Source organism: Variovorax sp. AC103 (assembly GCF_979254005.1).
In genome coordinates, this window is record NZ_CEEDFC010000009.1 from 202,989 (window position 1) to 217,837 (window position 14,849).

The 14,849-nt window shown below is 66.4% G+C and carries 12 protein-coding genes; 3 read left to right on the plus strand and 9 right to left on the minus strand.

Annotated elements, in window-relative coordinates:
- Positions 1–5: 5 nt before the first annotated feature.
- The 8 genes from AC0IYU_RS15545 to AC0IYU_RS15580 all read right to left on the minus strand — a co-directional run bounded on the left by AC0IYU_RS15545 (position 6) and on the right by AC0IYU_RS15580 (position 7,803).
- Positions 6–632 (minus strand): GTP pyrophosphokinase, encoded by a 627-nt coding sequence (locus tag AC0IYU_RS15545; RefSeq protein ID WP_472118436.1) that lies wholly within the window; start codon positions 630–632, stop codon positions 6–8.
- A complete protein-coding gene (locus AC0IYU_RS15550) occupies positions 629–1,642 on the minus strand; it encodes a hypothetical protein (protein WP_472118439.1) in 1,014 nt (337 codons plus the stop codon). The genes AC0IYU_RS15545 and AC0IYU_RS15550 overlap by 4 nt, the downstream gene beginning before the upstream one ends.
- Before the next feature lie 105 nt (positions 1,643–1,747).
- On the minus strand, positions 1,748–1,996 hold the full coding sequence (locus AC0IYU_RS15555; protein WP_472118575.1) for a hypothetical protein: 249 nt from the start codon (positions 1,994–1,996) through the stop codon (positions 1,748–1,750).
- Positions 1,950–2,075 carry a YHYH domain-containing protein gene (locus tag AC0IYU_RS15560; protein ID WP_472118442.1) on the minus strand — a complete coding sequence of 42 codons (126 nt, stop codon included), beginning with the start codon at positions 2,073–2,075 and terminating at the stop codon, positions 1,950–1,952. Before AC0IYU_RS15560 ends, AC0IYU_RS15555 begins: the two co-directional genes overlap by 47 nt.
- A gap of 523 nt (positions 2,076–2,598) precedes the next feature.
- Entirely contained in the window at positions 2,599–3,036 is a 438-nt protein-coding gene (locus AC0IYU_RS15565; protein ID WP_435485869.1) for a CBS domain-containing protein, read from the minus strand.
- A 44-nt stretch (positions 3,037–3,080) separates the two neighbouring features.
- The gene (locus AC0IYU_RS15570) at positions 3,081–4,136 is read right to left on the minus strand and encodes a 2-oxoacid:ferredoxin oxidoreductase subunit beta (protein ID WP_472118445.1); all 1,056 of its coding nucleotides are present in this window, start codon (positions 4,134–4,136) and stop codon (positions 3,081–3,083) included.
- Positions 4,133–6,007, minus strand: coding sequence for a 2-oxoacid:acceptor oxidoreductase subunit alpha (locus tag AC0IYU_RS15575; protein WP_472118448.1), 1,875 nt, complete (start codon positions 6,005–6,007; stop codon positions 4,133–4,135). The genes AC0IYU_RS15570 and AC0IYU_RS15575 overlap by 4 nt, the downstream gene beginning before the upstream one ends.
- A complete protein-coding gene (locus AC0IYU_RS15580; RefSeq protein WP_472118451.1) occupies positions 6,004–7,803 on the minus strand; it encodes an FAD-dependent oxidoreductase in 1,800 nt (599 codons plus the stop codon). Before AC0IYU_RS15580 ends, AC0IYU_RS15575 begins: the two co-directional genes overlap by 4 nt.
- 257 nt (positions 7,804–8,060) lie before the next feature.
- Here AC0IYU_RS15580 and AC0IYU_RS15585 point away from each other — a divergent pair, with 257 nt between their 5' ends.
- From AC0IYU_RS15585 to AC0IYU_RS15595, 3 genes are all read left to right on the plus strand, one after another.
- Entirely contained in the window at positions 8,061–8,954 is an 894-nt protein-coding gene (locus AC0IYU_RS15585; RefSeq protein WP_472118453.1) for a DMT family transporter, read from the plus strand.
- A 246-nt stretch (positions 8,955–9,200) separates the two neighbouring features.
- Positions 9,201–9,839, plus strand: coding sequence for a dihydrofolate reductase family protein (locus AC0IYU_RS15590; protein WP_472118456.1), 639 nt, complete (start codon positions 9,201–9,203; stop codon positions 9,837–9,839).
- Between the two features lie 315 nt (positions 9,840–10,154).
- Positions 10,155–11,153 (plus strand): hypothetical protein, encoded by a 999-nt coding sequence (locus tag AC0IYU_RS15595; protein ID WP_472118459.1) that lies wholly within the window; start codon positions 10,155–10,157, stop codon positions 11,151–11,153.
- 18 nt (positions 11,154–11,171) lie between these two features.
- On the opposite strand, the gene AC0IYU_RS15600 is transcribed toward AC0IYU_RS15595, so the two are convergent.
- The gene (locus tag AC0IYU_RS15600; RefSeq protein WP_472118461.1) at positions 11,172–14,792 is read right to left on the minus strand and encodes an indolepyruvate ferredoxin oxidoreductase family protein; all 3,621 of its coding nucleotides are present in this window, start codon (positions 14,790–14,792) and stop codon (positions 11,172–11,174) included.
- Between the last annotated feature and the right edge of the window lie 57 nt (positions 14,793–14,849).

Here is a 14,849-nt window from a genome sequence, read left to right on the forward strand (position 1 = left end):
GGCGCTTACCCCGCGTGAGAGGAGCCAAGCTCCGTATGCAATTGCTCGAAAATCTGATCGGCCCCCCATGCCTGCGCGGCCGTGAACGCGATCTGCCGCTGCTGCAAGGTGGAAAGAGGCTCGCTCGGCTTATAGGCTAGATCGTGCTCCGCCTCGCTCCAGGCGTGCTGAAAGAGCGTCTTTACCTGCAGCTCGAAGAACTCAGGCATCTTTGCACGGTCCGCGTCGTCGTCGATCACGTCTTCAGGCATCGCCAAGATGAAGTGCCTGCCGACGTAGCCAAATTGGTTCACGGCGTCGGGCACCAAATCCTTGCCCTCGATGCGGCGAAAGTAGCGGTCGACCGCCGCGCTCACAGCGTCCACATCTTGCTTGTAAAAGACGATCGCCCTCGCGCCAACGAGATCCTGAATCTGTTCGAAGGGGTGCTCGTATTTCAGCGCGCCGTCGTCCTTGCGCTTCATCGCTTTACCCAGAAATCGATCAGGGCTCTTCGCGCGGGCGGACACCCGGTCGATGCGCGGGATGCCGGTCAGCGTTTCCTGAATGTGCGCTTGCAACTTGCTCGCGAGCGGCGCCAGGATGGTCCCGTGACGCGCGCTGTATTCGGAAAGCAACTCGTCTTTCGTCATTTCGTGCTCTTAAGCTTTTCATCGACGATGTGCCCAGCAGCGACAAAGACAGCTTTGTCCTTGTGGTGCTCGGTTTTGAAGCACTCGTCGAACTTCTCAGCCGGCGCGGTCATCATGGCGCCCGTGTCCAACTCCACTTGCTTGTATGCCAAGTGGCGCGAAAACTCCGTGACGTCGAAGCGAAACTTCTCGTGGACCAGCCGCGGCGGATCGACCTTGGCGATGATGGCTTGCTTCGCAGCGTCGGACATGTGGAAGCTGTCGCAGAACTCCGAGATCGTCATGGACTTCTTCGAAATGTTGGCGGCCAATTGCACCGCCGACGTGAGCTGCGTTTTGATCGCGATGTCGGTCGTCGCCTGAAGGGCTCCCTTGATCGCTTTCGCCAACCGCTTCGTCCCCTGCGCCGCGGTAGTGGAGAACTCGGAGCGCAGAAAATCGACGATCCAGTAATCGGCGACAGCTTTGCTACCGTGGTTTACCTGCTTGTCGACGACGTGTCCCTTCCAGAGCTGGGTTGGCGTGCCGTCCCAAAGATACGTTGCCGCCTTATAGGAATAGGCGCTTTTCATGAAGACCTGCTCGACGAAGCTGACGGTAAGCCTCTCGCTCTTCTTCTCGGCCACGATGCCTTCGTCCGCCGGAAAGCGGGAGATCACTACGCGCGTATCGCTCTCGCCGTCCTTGCCGATGCAGATGAACAACAATCCCATCCCGGATACTCCCCCCGTCGAAGCCTGCAACCGTTTCGCCAGTGGGGTAGAGGCGGACACCGACGGCTTCTGCAGCAACGCGAGCAGCTCGGTTCTCACGGCGTTTTCCTGATTCTCGCCGTCGGAGACGAACATGACAGGCACATTGCAGTCTTTGCCCGCGTTGTCGTAAATGTCGGTGAGCATCTTGCAAAGCTTTCCGTTATCCAGCGGGATCTGCGTCCCACTGACGACCGCTACTTCCGGCTGATTCTTTTTCGGATAGGTCAGGAAACTAAAAATCTTCTCCACTGGCATTCGTCGTCTCCGAAGTTTTGGTTCGAGCCGATGATGGGACTTTGACACCAAGATAGTGTCCACGTATTCACCGTGAGTTGTGGTGGACACGAGGCGCTTATGAGGCTAACGGCCGATCAGGTTGGGGCGCCCCGCCACTTCCAGTGGTGACAGAATTTCGAGCTGAACGGCTGCTTGGCGCCAGTCGGCGTGAGTACGTCTGCGGGCGGTATAGGTCGGCAATTGCTGCGAAGCGGGTTCAGGCTCGAAACGCCAGATCTCAAATCGAGCGTTGCTATTGAGATAGCTTAGATTTTTTCGGGGCTCGTCAGTGGCAGTGGGAGCCCCCATTCTTGTTGTCGCGATGACAGCCATTTTTGTCAGTACCTCCTGAGTGCGCGAGTACTCCACAGCTCAAGCAAAGCGCGGCGATCAGTATTGCAACCTTCTTCATGACATCTCCTCGTTCCAATGAGCGCTGGAGTGTGTACCCCCGCTTCTGTGATCGGGCAGGGGTTTACGAGCGTTCTCCCATGAACATGGGATGAAAGCGGGGCATCGAGCATCGAATGTGACGATGATCGGTGGCTGAGGCCGTTGAATTGAAAGTCTGATTCAGGCGGCGTAGCCGCCATTAGGTAGCAACGGCTTTAGTTCAAATGTTCCCAGGCGTATTCAAACCCTCCTGAGTGGCACTAGCCACCAACACCCCGTTCAAGTCGCGCACCGCCGCAATGGACGACTCCTCCCCCGCTCCGCACCTCGAAGCAAAGCCGCCCATCCGCACTGAACGGACGATGAACCTAGATCGCATGGTTCCGGCTCGCCACATGCGGCCGCTCCCCATCGCGGTCCCGCTGCGCGCACACGAATGCCCATGGCCGCAAAGTTGAGCCACAAGTCCGACAGGTACGCGAACGCAGCCGCGTGCAGCGCGGCGACAGCGGCAAAGAACCGCAGGGCTCCAATGCCGTTCCTCACCCCAAAACATCCTTCCCCTGCTCGTTGAACTCCGTCTGGCTGAGGGCCGTGCCGATCTCCCGCGGCAGCGCGTCGCGCACCGAGAACACGCCGAGAATCTTCGTTCCCGACACCAGCGGCAGATGGCGAAAGCCCCGTTCGAGCATCAGCACCACGGCGTCGGACACCCGCATGTCGGGTGGCACGCAGATCGGGTTGGGCGTCATCACCTCGCGCACCGCCGTGCGATCGGCGTCGAGCCCGCGGGCCAGCACCCGGGTCATCAGGTCGCGCTCGGTCAGGATGCCCAGCAGGGTGTCGGGCAGCTCCATGACGAGCACGCTGCCGCAGTTGGCGCGCGTCATCACGCAGGCGGCGTCGCGCACGCTGGCCTGCGGGCCCAGGCTGACGACATGCGTGCGCGAGATGGACTGAAAAACAGTGCGCTCGGCCATGGTGCGACCTCCGGAAGTGGCGTGATGGTGCGCCCGGCCGCCGCTCAGCGCAAGGAGGCGTTGAGCCGCTCCAGCGCCTGGGTGCCGGGGCAGAGCTGGGCCGGGCCCAGCGCGTTGAGCGGCCGGTCGCTGGTGTTGAGCGCCGTGTGCAGGTCGGTGGCCAGCGGGTCGACGTAGAGCAGGCCCGTCACCACCTCGCCCATCTCGTGGTGCCGCTGCATGTAGGCCATGGCGGCGTAGCGGTCGCCGGGGTTGTAGTCGGGGTGCAGGCTGCGCAGGCGCAGCAGCGTGCCGTCGTGCTGGCGCACGTCCAGCACTTCGCCCGGCCCCATGTCGACGGTGATTTCTTCCCGCCCGCTGATGAAGTCGATGCGGCTCACCGCCTCGTTGTGCTCGCGCACGTAGTCGTAGCTCTTGGTGCTGCCAGGGTGGTTGTTGAAGGCGACGCAAGGGCTGAGCACGTCGATGAAGGCAGACCCGCCGTGGCTGATGGCCCCCTTGATCAGCGGCACCAGCTGCGCCTTGTTGCCCGAGAAGCCCCGCCCCACGTAGCTGGCGCCCAGCTGCAGCGCCATGGCCACCAGGTCCACGGGGTTGTCGGTGTTGACGACGCCCTTCTTGCTCTTGGAGCCCTGGTCGGCGGTGGCCGAGAACTGGCCCTTGGTCAGCCCATAGACCCCGTTGTTCTCCACGATGTAGGCCATGCGCACGCCGCGCCGCATGGCATGGGCGAACTGGCCCAGGCCGATGGAGGCCGAGTCGCCGTCGCCCGACACGCCCAGGTACAGCAGGTCGCGGTTGGCGAGGTTGGCGCCGGTGAGCACGCTGGGCATGCGGCCGTGCACGGTGTTGAAGCCGTGCGACGCGCCCAGAAAATAGTCGGGCGTCTTGGAGCTGCAGCCGATGCCCGAGAGCTTGGCCACGCGGTGCGGCTCGATGTCCAGCTCCCAGCAGGCCTCGATGATGGCGGCGGAGATCGAGTCGTGCCCGCAACCGGCGCACAGCGTGGAGATCTTGCCCTCGTAGTCGCGCCGCGTGTAGCCGACCTTGTTGGTGGCCAGCGTCGGGTGGCGCAGGCGTGGCTTGGCAAGGTAGGTCATGCGGATTCCTTCCATTCCTTCGTGGGGGTGGCGCGGGACGCATGCGCCTGTGCCTGCGTCTGCTGCAGGTGCGTGCCGATCGCCTCGACGATGAAGCGCGCCGTGATGGGCGTGCCGTCGAAATGCAGCACCCGCACCAGCCGGGCCGGGTCGGCGTCCAGCTCGTTGACCAGCAAGCTGCGCATCTGCGCGTCGCGGTTCTGCTCGACCACGAACACCTGCCTGTGCTGCGCCAGGAACTGCACCACGCTCTGGGGGAAGGGAAAGGCGCGCAGCCGCAGCGCGTTCAGGTGGATGCCCTGCGCCTCCAGCGCGTCCAGCGCCTCGTGCATCGACGGGCTGGTCGAACCGAAATAGATCACGCCCAGCTCGGTGGCTTGCGCGGCCGGCCGCGGCACCGGCTGCGGCACCAGCGTGGCCGCGGTCGCAAACTTCTTCAGCAGCCGCTCCATGTTGTAGATGTAGTCGGGCCCGCGCTCCGAATACCGGGCGTAGGCGTCGCGCGTGGTGCCGCGCGTGAAGTAGCTGCCCTTGGTCGGGTGCGTGCCCGGCAGCGTGCGCCAGGGAATGCCGTCGCCGTCCACGTCCTTGTAGCGGCCGAAGTCGCGGCCCGCCTCCAGCTCTTCGGCGGTCATGACCTTGCCGCGGTCGTAGGCCTTGGCGTCGTCCCAGGCAAAGGGCTCGCACAGGCGCTGGTTCATGCCGATGTCCAGGTCGGTCATCAGGAACACGGGCGTCTGCAGCCGGTCGGCCAGGTCCAGCGCGGCGGCTGCGTGCTCGAAGCACTCGTGCGGGTCTTCGGGAAACAGCAGCACGTGCTTGGTGTCGCCATGCGACGCATACGCGCACGAAAGAATGTCGGCCTGCTGCGTGCGCGTGGGCATGCCGGTGGAAGGGCCGCCGCGCTGCACGTTGATGAGCGTGACGGGAATCTCCGCAAAGTAGGCCAGGCCGATGAACTCGGTCATCAGCGAAATGCCCGGCCCCGAGGTGGGCGTGAAGGCGCGCGCGCCGTTCCAGCCGGCGCCCACCACCATGCCGATGGAGGCGAGCTCGTCTTCGGCCTGCACGATGGCAAAGCGGTGCTGGCCGGTGGCCGGATCGACGCGGAACTTGGTGCAGTATTTCTGGAAGGCCTCGGCCACCGAAGACGACGGCGTGATCGGATACCAGGCCGCCACGGTGGCGCCGCCGTACACGCAGCCCAGTGCCGCGGCGCTGTTGCCGTCCACGAAGATGCGGTTGCCCACCCGGTCGGCACGCCGCACCTTCAGGCCCACGGGTTCGCGCAGGTTTTCCCTGGCGAAGTCGCAGCCCAGGTGCAGCGCCTGCACGTTGGAGGCCAGCAGCTTCTCCTTGCCCTTGTACTGCTCGCCGAACAGCTTTTCCACCACCTCGGGCTCGATGCCGAGCAGGATGGCCAGCGCGCCCACGTACACGATGTTCTTGAACAGCTGGCGCTGGCGCGGGTCTTGATAAACGGCGTTGCAGATCTCGGTGAGCGGCATGCCGATCACGCGGATGTCGCTGCGGAACTTCGACGGCGGCAGCGGGCGCGTGCTGTCGTAGAAAAGATAGCCGCCGGGCTCCAGTTCGGCCACGTCGGCGTCCCAGGTCTGGGGGTTCATCGCCACCATCATGTCGGTGCCGCCGCGCCGCCCCAGGTGGCCCTCTTCGGTCACGCGCACCTCGTACCAGGTCGGCAGGCCCTGGATGTTGCTCGGGAAGATGTTGCGCGGGCTCACCGGCACGCCCATGCGCAGGATGGCCTTGGCGAACAGCTCGTTGGCCGAGGCCGAACCCGAGCCGTTGACGTTGGCGAACTTGATGACGAAGTCGTTGATGCCTTCGATCTGTGGAATGGCGCTCATGCCGCCACCCCCTGCCCTGCGGGCGTCATCTTCAGCAGGAACTTCTGCATGTCCCAGGCGCCCGTGGGGCAGCGCTCGGCGCACAGGCCGCAGTGCAGGCAGACGTCTTCGTCCTTGACCATCACGCGGCCCGTCTTGAGCCCGCCGGACACGTACAGGTCTTGCGCCAAGTTGAGCGCCGGCGCCTTCAGCCGTGGCCGCAGCTCGGCTTCGTCCGCGTTGTCGATGAAGCTGATGCAGTCCATCGGGCAGATGTCCACGCAGGCATCGCATTCGATGCAAGCGGGCTCGGTGAACACGGTCTGCACATCGCAGTTCAGGCAGCGCTCGGCCTCCTTGAAGGCGGTGGCTGCGTCGAAGCCCAGCTCCACCTCCACGCGAATGTTCGCCAGCGCCGTCTCGGCCTTGGCCCAGGGCACCTTGTAGCGCAGGTCGTTGGAGGTGTCGTTGTCGTAGCTCCACTCGTGGATGCCCATCTTCTGCGACACCAGGTTGGTCATGGGCGCGGGGCGCACGTACACCGGCTCGGCGCGCAGCAGCTTGTCGATCGACACCGCGGCCTCGTGGCCGTGGGCCACGGCGGTGATGATGTTCTTGGGGCCGAAGGCCGCGTCGCCGCCGAAGAACACGTGGGGCACCGTCGACTGGAAGGTGTTCTTGTCGAGCGTCGGCAGGCCCGACTTGTCGAAGCCAACGCCGCAGTCGCGCTCGATCCAGGGGAACGCGTTTTCCTGTCCCACGGCGACCAGCACTTCGTCGCATTCGAAGTAGGCGTCGGGCTCGCCTGTTGGCACCAGCGTGCGGCGGCCCCGGTTGTCGTATTCGGCACGGACGATCTCGAAGCGCATGCCCAGCAACTTGCCCTCCTCGTGCACGAAGGCCTTGGGCACGTGGAAGTCGATGATCGGAATGCCCTCGTGCTGGGCGTCTTCCTTTTCCCAGGGCGAAGCCTTCATTTCGTCGAAGCCGCTGCGCACGACGACCTTCACGTCGGTGCCGCCCAGGCGGCGCGCCGAGCGGCAGCAGTCCATGGCCGTGTTGCCGCCGCCCAGCACGATCACGCGCCGCCCGATCCTGCTGACGTGGCCGAACGAAACCGAGTTGAGCCAGTCGATGCCGATGTGGATGCTCGCCGCCGCTTCCTGGCGGCCGGGCACGTCGAGGTCCCGTCCGCGCGGCGCGCCGCAGCCGACGAAGATCGCGTCCCAGCCCTGCGCCATCAAGGCCTTCATCGAGCCGATGCGCTCGCCGCCGCGGAACTCGACGCCCAAGTCGAGGATGTAGCCCGTCTCCTCGTCGATCACCGACTCCGGCAGGCGAAAGCGCGGGATCTGCGTGCGGATGAAGCCGCCGGCCTTGGCCTCGGCGTCTAACACCGTCACCTCGTAGCCCAGCGGTGCCAGGTCGCGCGCAACGGTGAGCGACGCCGGGCCCGCGCCGACGCAGGCAATGCGCTTGCCGTTCTTCGGCGCGGGCCTGGGCATGCGCGCGCGCACGTCGTCCTTCATGTCGGCGGCCACGCGCTTGAGCCGGCAGATCGCCACCGGTTCGGGGGCCTGGGCGTTGCTTTCCTCCACGCGCCCACGCCTGCAGGCAGGCTCGCAGGGCCGGTCGCAGGTGCGCCCCAGGATGCCGGGAAAGACGTTGGACACCCAATTGATCATGTAGGCGTCGCCATAGCGGCGCTGCGCGATCATGCGGATGTATTCAGGGACGGGCGTGTGCGCCGGACAGGCGTACTGGCAATCGACCACCTTGTGAAAGTAGGCCGGGTTGGCTATGTCGGTTCGCTGCAAAGCGTTGTCTCCTGACGGTCGCCCGGGAGCCCGAAGGGGCCGGCGCGCGGCTCTGCGGCGAGTATGCGCCGCACTGGCAGCTCGCAAGACTTGGTGGAATCCCGCAGAAACACGGGCCATATGGGGCCGACCTTGTGCACGCTCCGTGCGCAACGCGACCACCCGGCACTGCACCGTCGGCCGACTGCCGGCAGCACCTATGCTAGGCGGTCAAGAACAAGGCCCCTCCCCGGCCACTGGTGCAAGACAAACCTCCCATGCAATCGACCGGAACCCTGCGCGGCATCGCTGCGATGCTGTTGGCCTGCGCCTTCTTTGCGTGCATGGACGCGCTGCTCAAGAACCTGGCCGGGCACTACCCGCCGGTGCAGGTGATGGCACTGCGCGGCCTCACCGCGCTGCCCCTGGTGTGCCTGTACATCGCATGGCGGCGCGAGGCCGGCGGCGTCTTCAACCGCCGGCTGCGGTGGCGGCTGCACCTGCTGCGCACCGTGCTGAACATGGCGATGCTCGTGCTCTTTGTGCATGGCCTGAAGACCCTCGGCCTGGCCGAGGCCTACACGCTCACCTTCATCGCTCCGCTGTTGATGGTGCTCATCGCGGTGCCGATGCTGGGCGAGTCGGTGCAGCCCCGGCACTGGATCGCCATCGGGCTGGGCTTCATCGGCGTGGTGATCGCACTGCGGCCCGAGCAGGGCGCCTTTCTCTCGATGGGTGCGCTGGCGGTGCTGGTCGCTGCGGTCTTCTATGCGCTGTCGAACATGCTGGGCCGGCTCATCAGCCGCACGGAACCCAGCGCCGCATTGGTCTTCTGGACGACCGCCGGCATGGCGGTGGGAGGCACCTTGCTGGCGGTGCCGCAATGGGTGCCCATTCAGCCCCAGCACATGTGGGTGCTCGCGGGCCTGGCCATCAGCGGCTTCCTGGGCCAGATGGCCATCGCCGAAGCCTTCCGGCACGGCCAGGCCGCTGCCATCGCTCCGTTCGAATACAGCGCCCTTGCGTGGGGGTTGATGCTCGACTGGTGGATATGGAAGGCCGCGCCCGATGCATGGACGCTGGGCGGCGGAGCACTGATCGTTGCAAGCGGACTCTGGCTGGCGCGAAGCGAGGCGCCGAGGTCTGCAGTAAAGAAGCGGCAAGCCGTCTGAGCTTGCCGAGCTGTCCGATCTTCGCCATGTCCCTCGGACGCATGCGAAGGCCACCGCCGGCGTCGCTGTCTCTGCCCATTCAGCTCCATTCTTCGCCCGACATGCCCAGGGGCTCCAGCTGGCTCGCTCGCGCGAACTCGTCGAGTGGCTGCCGCATGTGTCGCGAATCGGCTCCTGTGGACACCATCCACTTCTCCAGGACATAATTGTGGACAGCGTTCACAACAAGGATGGAAGGCCAGCCCCATGAGCAAAGTATTCGTCAACATCGGACTCAGCCTCGATGGCTACATGGCCCCCGAAGGGATGACCATGGACGACCCCGGCTACAAGAACTGGGGCGCCAAGTGGGGGGCAATGATGGGTTGGCTGGTCAAGCTGCAGCACTTTCGCGAGAACGTCCTCAAGCTCGGACCCGGGGGAGAAACCGGCCCGGTCAATGACCTGGTTCGCAGCACCTTCGAGCGCATCGGCGCCAACATCATGGGCAAGCGGATGTTCGACCAGGGCGAGGTCGCCTGGCCCGACGACGCGCCGTTTCACACGCCGGTCTACGTGCTGACCCATGAAAAGCGCGAGCCCTGGGTGCGCCCCGGCGGCACGACCTTCCACTTCATCAATGACGGGCCGGAACGTGCCCTGGCGCTCGCGCGGGAATCCGCCGGCGGGCGTGACATTCGCATCGCCGGCGGCGCGGACGTGATCCAGCAGTACCTGAAACTCGGTGCCATCGACGAATTGGAGATCGCCCTGGCGCCGGTGTTGTTCGGCAGCGGGCGGCGCCTGTTCGAGAACCTGGGCGAGCTTGGGACGCAGTTTCGAATCGACAGCGTTCTGGCGGGTCCAGCCGCCACGCACCTGCGCTATTGCAACGCACGAGCGTGACCGACAAGCAAGACAGTGTGACGCCACGCCGATAGACGGACGCGCGAGCGCGCAAAACCACGAGTCCCGACCGTGCCTCAGCCGGGAGCGTCGTTCTTGTCACCGTGCCCCTTCTGCGGTAAGTTTTGCCCGGCTCGAGGGTCGTCGAACAACGCGTTCGCATCGAATCGGCGGGCGCATTTCGATACAGGCACGCAACCGACGACCGGCGCCGACACTGCGACGACGTGCACGATCAATCACGCCGCCGGGCCGCGCAATCGGAATGGATTTCGGGTCGCACAGCCAAATCAACAACATCAGGGAGGATCCAGAATGACGCTCGTCTATTCGTCTTTCAACGACCACTTGGGCACGCTGCCGCCCGAGCTTTCGCGACACGGCATGGCGTTGCGCGCGCAAGTGCAGCAGCGCATCGGCACCTTGCCGGATTCCGGCCTGTCCGCCTTCCTCTTCCTGCCCGACCAGACCGACCACCCCGACCACGAAGACGCACCGCAGGTTTTCGCGCAGGCCGTCGAGCAGATGTACCTGCCCAAGCCCCACGTGGGCGACGAGATTCCGCTTCTGTTTCTCGGCTATCACGCGATGAATCGGCTCAGCGGCAAGCGAGCGTCGCAGGGGTTTCTGCTGACCGACCAGGCGATGTACGTGCAGGACGATTTCACGGTGCTGCTGGCGGCGCCAATGGCGCAAAGCCACGTGCTGCCCGGGCGCATCGGCGAAGTGCCCTCGTTCGTATCGACGCTGCTCGAACGCTACAAGTCCTGGAAGGACTGGGCCGGCGTGTCGGGCTTGCCCGAGCCGATGCTGCTCGAGCGATGCGGCGCGCTGCTGGCGCCGGTCGTGAGCGCAACCATCGAATACCACGCGCAACATGCCAGCCAGCGGCAGGCACCGCAGCGCACATGGAAGTTGTCCGAACTGGTGGCCGACCACGGCGCGGCCGATACGCTGCTCGACCCGCTCAACCCCAAGCTGTCGAAAAAGCTCGGCAAGGTGGCCGGCAAGTTCCAGGTTCCGGCCAATGAAACGCTGCAGTTTGCGCTGGTGGATTTCCCGCTGTTCGGCGGTCCTTACGGCCTTGCACTGACCACGCAGGCCTTGTACGGCAAGGACCTGATGGAAGCGCCGGTGCGCATTGCGTTGCAGAGCGTGGATGCCAGCGCGCTGCAAATCACGGAAAAGGGCGACGAGCTGCTGACCGGCTCGAACGAGCCCGTCGCGCTGCCCGCGCACATGGAGGCAGCGCTTCGGGAGCCCTTTCTCGCGTTTCTCAAGCAGGAAATCGTGAGCCTCCAGTCGCAAGCCTGAGCGGCGCGCGCGCCTCGCTCAGGCCCCTGAGCCGGCCACGATCGCGATGCCGCGAATCTGGCCTGCCGTCGGCGCGCCTTCGGCCGACGCCGGCTTCGCATAGCGCGACGGCGCAAAGCGGTGCAGCAACTCGGCTTCGCGAACGCGCGCCGACGCGAGGTTGTCCAACTTCACATGCCCGAAGCCGCGCACCGACATCGGCAGCACGGCCACGCGCGCCGCGGTCGACTGGTTGTCGGCGGTGAGCTCGGTGCACATGTCCTGCAGCAGGCCGTCGAAGTGCGCGATCAGCTCGCGCTCGATGCGGCGCTCTTCGGTGTAGCCGAACAGGTCGAAGGCGGTGCCGCGCAGCCGCTTGCCGTGCGCCAGCCACTTCATGGCCGGCAGCATCCAGGCGCCAAGGCGCACCTTGACCGGCGCCTGCCCGTTCGCCGGGCGCGCGAGCAGCGGCGGTGCCATGTGGAACTCGAGCTTCAGATCGCCTTCGAACTGGTCTTTCAGCTTCTGCAGGAAGGCGCCGTCGGTGTAGAGCCGCGCCACTTCGTACTCGTCCTTGTAGCTCATGAGCTTGAGCAGGCTGCGCGCCGCATTGCGCGTGAAAGGCAGGCTGGTGTCGCCGCCCGGCAGCGCGGACTCGGCCTGCTGCAGCGCGCGAATGCGCGTCTCGAAGCGGGCCGCCCACGCGGCGTTCTGGTAGCCGGTGAGATGGCGGCGCGCATCGGCCAGCAGCGCCTCCAGCGGGCGCTCGTCGGCCTGCTGCGCTTGCGCATTCGTCGGCGCCGCGCGCAACTGGTCGAGCGCGGCGGGGTCGCCCGCCGCGAGCCGACCCAGCGAGAAGGCCGACTGGTTGGCCGCCACGGCCACGCCGTTGAGTTCGATCGCATGCATCAGCGCCTCCAGGCTCAGCGGCACCAGGCCGCGCTGCCATGCGTAGCCGGTCGCCACGATGTTGGCGGCCAGCGTGTCGCCCAGGAACTCTTCGGCCAGGCTCTGCGCGTCGAAGGTCTCGACCTGTTCCTCGCCCGCGACGAAGCGCATCTTCTCCAGCAGCAGGTCGACGTGCAGATCGGCGTCGGGGTTGCGCAGCGACTCGGCCACCGGGATCTCGTGGATGTTCGCAAGCACGCGCGTGCGCCCGTGCCGCACGGTCTGCAGCGCATCGGCCGATGCGCCCACCACCACGTCGCACGCCAGGATGGCGTCGGCCTGCTGGGTGTCGATGCGCACCTGGTTGAGCCGCTCGGGCGCGTCCGCCAGGCGCACGAAGCTCAGCACCGAGCCGCCCTTCTGCGCGAAGCCCATGAAGTCGAGCACGCTGGCGGACTTGCCTTCGAGGTGCGCGGCCATGGCGATGACCGCGCCCACGGTCACCACGCCGGTGCCGCCCACGCCGGTCACGAGCAGGTCGTACGGCGCGCTCCATGCGTGCGGCGCGGGGTGCGGCAGCGCGGCCACGCGGTGCAGGAAGGCATCGCGCCCCGCGGCCAGCGCGCCGCTCTTGCGGCGCAGCTTGCCGCCGGTGACGCCCACGAAGCTGGGGCAGAAGCCCTTGGCGCAGGAGTAGTCCTTGTTGCAGCTGGTCTGGTCGATCTTGCGCTTGCGGCCCATCGGCGTTTCCTGCGGCAGCACGGCCACGCAGTTGCTCTGCACGGTGCAGTCGCCGCAGCCTTCGCACACGGCCTCGTTGATGAACAGGCGCTTGGGCGGCTCGGCCAGCTCGCCCTTCTTGCGGCGGCGGCGCTTCTCGGCGGCGCAGGTCTGCTCGTAGATGAGCACGGTCACGCCGGGCATCTCGCGCAGGCGGCGCTGCACCTCGTCGAGCGCGGCGCGGTCGTGGAACTCGGTGCCCGCCGGAAAGCGGTTCCTGATGGCGTCGTAGTTGCCGATGGCATCGCTCACGACCACCACCTTGGTGACGCCTTCGGACTCGACCTGCCGCGCGATGGCGTCCACGCTGATGACGCCGTCGACCGGCTGCCCGCCGGTCATGGCGACCGCGTCGTTGAACAGGATCTTGTAGGTGAGCGTGGCCTTGGCGGCCACGGCCTGGCGGATCGCGAGATAGCCCGAGTGGTAGTAGGTGCCGTCGCCCAGGTTCTGGAAGACGTGCGGCGTCTTGGTGAACATGGCGTGCGAGATCCAGTCGACGCCCTCCCCGCCCATCTGTATGAGCCCCGCCGTGCTGCGGTCCATCCAGTTGGCCATGAAGTGGCAGCCGATGCCCGCGCGCGCGGTGGAGCCTTCGGGCACCTTGGTGCTGGTGTTGTGCGGGCAGCCGGCGCAGAAGTACGGCAGGCGCTTGACCGCGTCGCTCGCGTTGCCCAGCAGCTCGGGCGGCGTGAAGTCGCGCACATGCTGCAGGTGGTCGCCCAGGTCGTGGTTGTCGGGGAAGTGCACGGCCAGCCAGTGCGCCACCAGCTCGATGAGGCGCGAAGGGCGCAGCTCACCCAGGGCCGACACCAGCGGCAGGCCCGCGCGGTCGTGCTTGCCCACGAGCACGGGGCGCGCACCGGCAGGCGCGTTGTAGAAGATGTCGCGCAGCTGCGTCTCGACCACGGCACCCTTTTCTTCCACGACGAGGATCTCGTCGAGCCCCTGCGCAAAGGCCTTCAGGCGCGTCTGCTCCAGCGGAAAGCTCAGGCCCACCTTGTACAGCCGCACGCCGGCGCGCGCGAGCTGCTCGGGCGAGAGCTCGAGCCGGCGCAGCACCTCCATCAGGTCGTGGTGCGCCTTGCCGCAGGTGACGATGCCCACCTTGGCATGCGGGCTCACGATGACGTGGCGGTCGATGCTGTTGCGCTGGGTGAAGGCGGCCACGGCCGCGAGCTTGTCTTCGAGGCGCGACTCGATGCGCAGCGAAGGCAGGTCGGGCCAGCGGTAGTGCAGGCCGTCGGGCGGCGGACGGTGGCCGGTGGCGGCGCGCACGGCGTCGGCGTCTTCCCAGGCGGCGACGCGCGCGTTGACCGCGTCGAGGTCCACCGTGCCTGCGCTCTCGACAATTTCGGACAGCGCCGCCATGCCGACCCAGGCGCCCGAGTAGCGCGACAGCTCGTAGCCGTACAGGCCGAACTCCAGGTACTCGGCCACGCTGGCGGGCTGCATCACCGGCATGCGCCAGGCCATGAAGGCGTGGTCGCTCTGGTGCGGCATCGACGACGACACGCAGCCGTGGTCGTCGCCCGCCACCACCAGCACGCCGCCGTGCGGCGACGAGCCGTAGGCGTTGCCGTGCTTGAGTGCGTCGCCCGCGCGGTCCACGCCCGGGCCCTTGCCGTACCACATGGCGTACACGCCCTCGACGGTGCGCTCGGGGTCGGACTCGACGCGCTGCGTGCCCAGCACCTGCGTGGCGGCCAGCTCTTCGTTGACGGCAGGCACGAAGCGGATGCCGGTCTGCTTGAAGCGCTCGCCGGCCTTCCAGATGGCCTGGTCGACCATGCCCAGCGGCGAGCCGCGGTAGCCGCTGACGAAGCCCTGCGTGTGCAGGCCGCGCGCCGCGTCGCGCCGGCCCTGCATCGCCAGGATGCGGATCAGCGCCTGGGTGCCGGTGAGGAAGACCGAGCCGGCGTCGGCCCAGAGGTTGTCGGAGAGCTGGTAGTCGGGCCGTCTGAGTGCGGTTGCGGTGTGTGGGGCGTTCATGCCCGGAATTGTTCTGCCGCACCCGGAGGAAGTGTTTCTTCAATACACTGGCGCAGA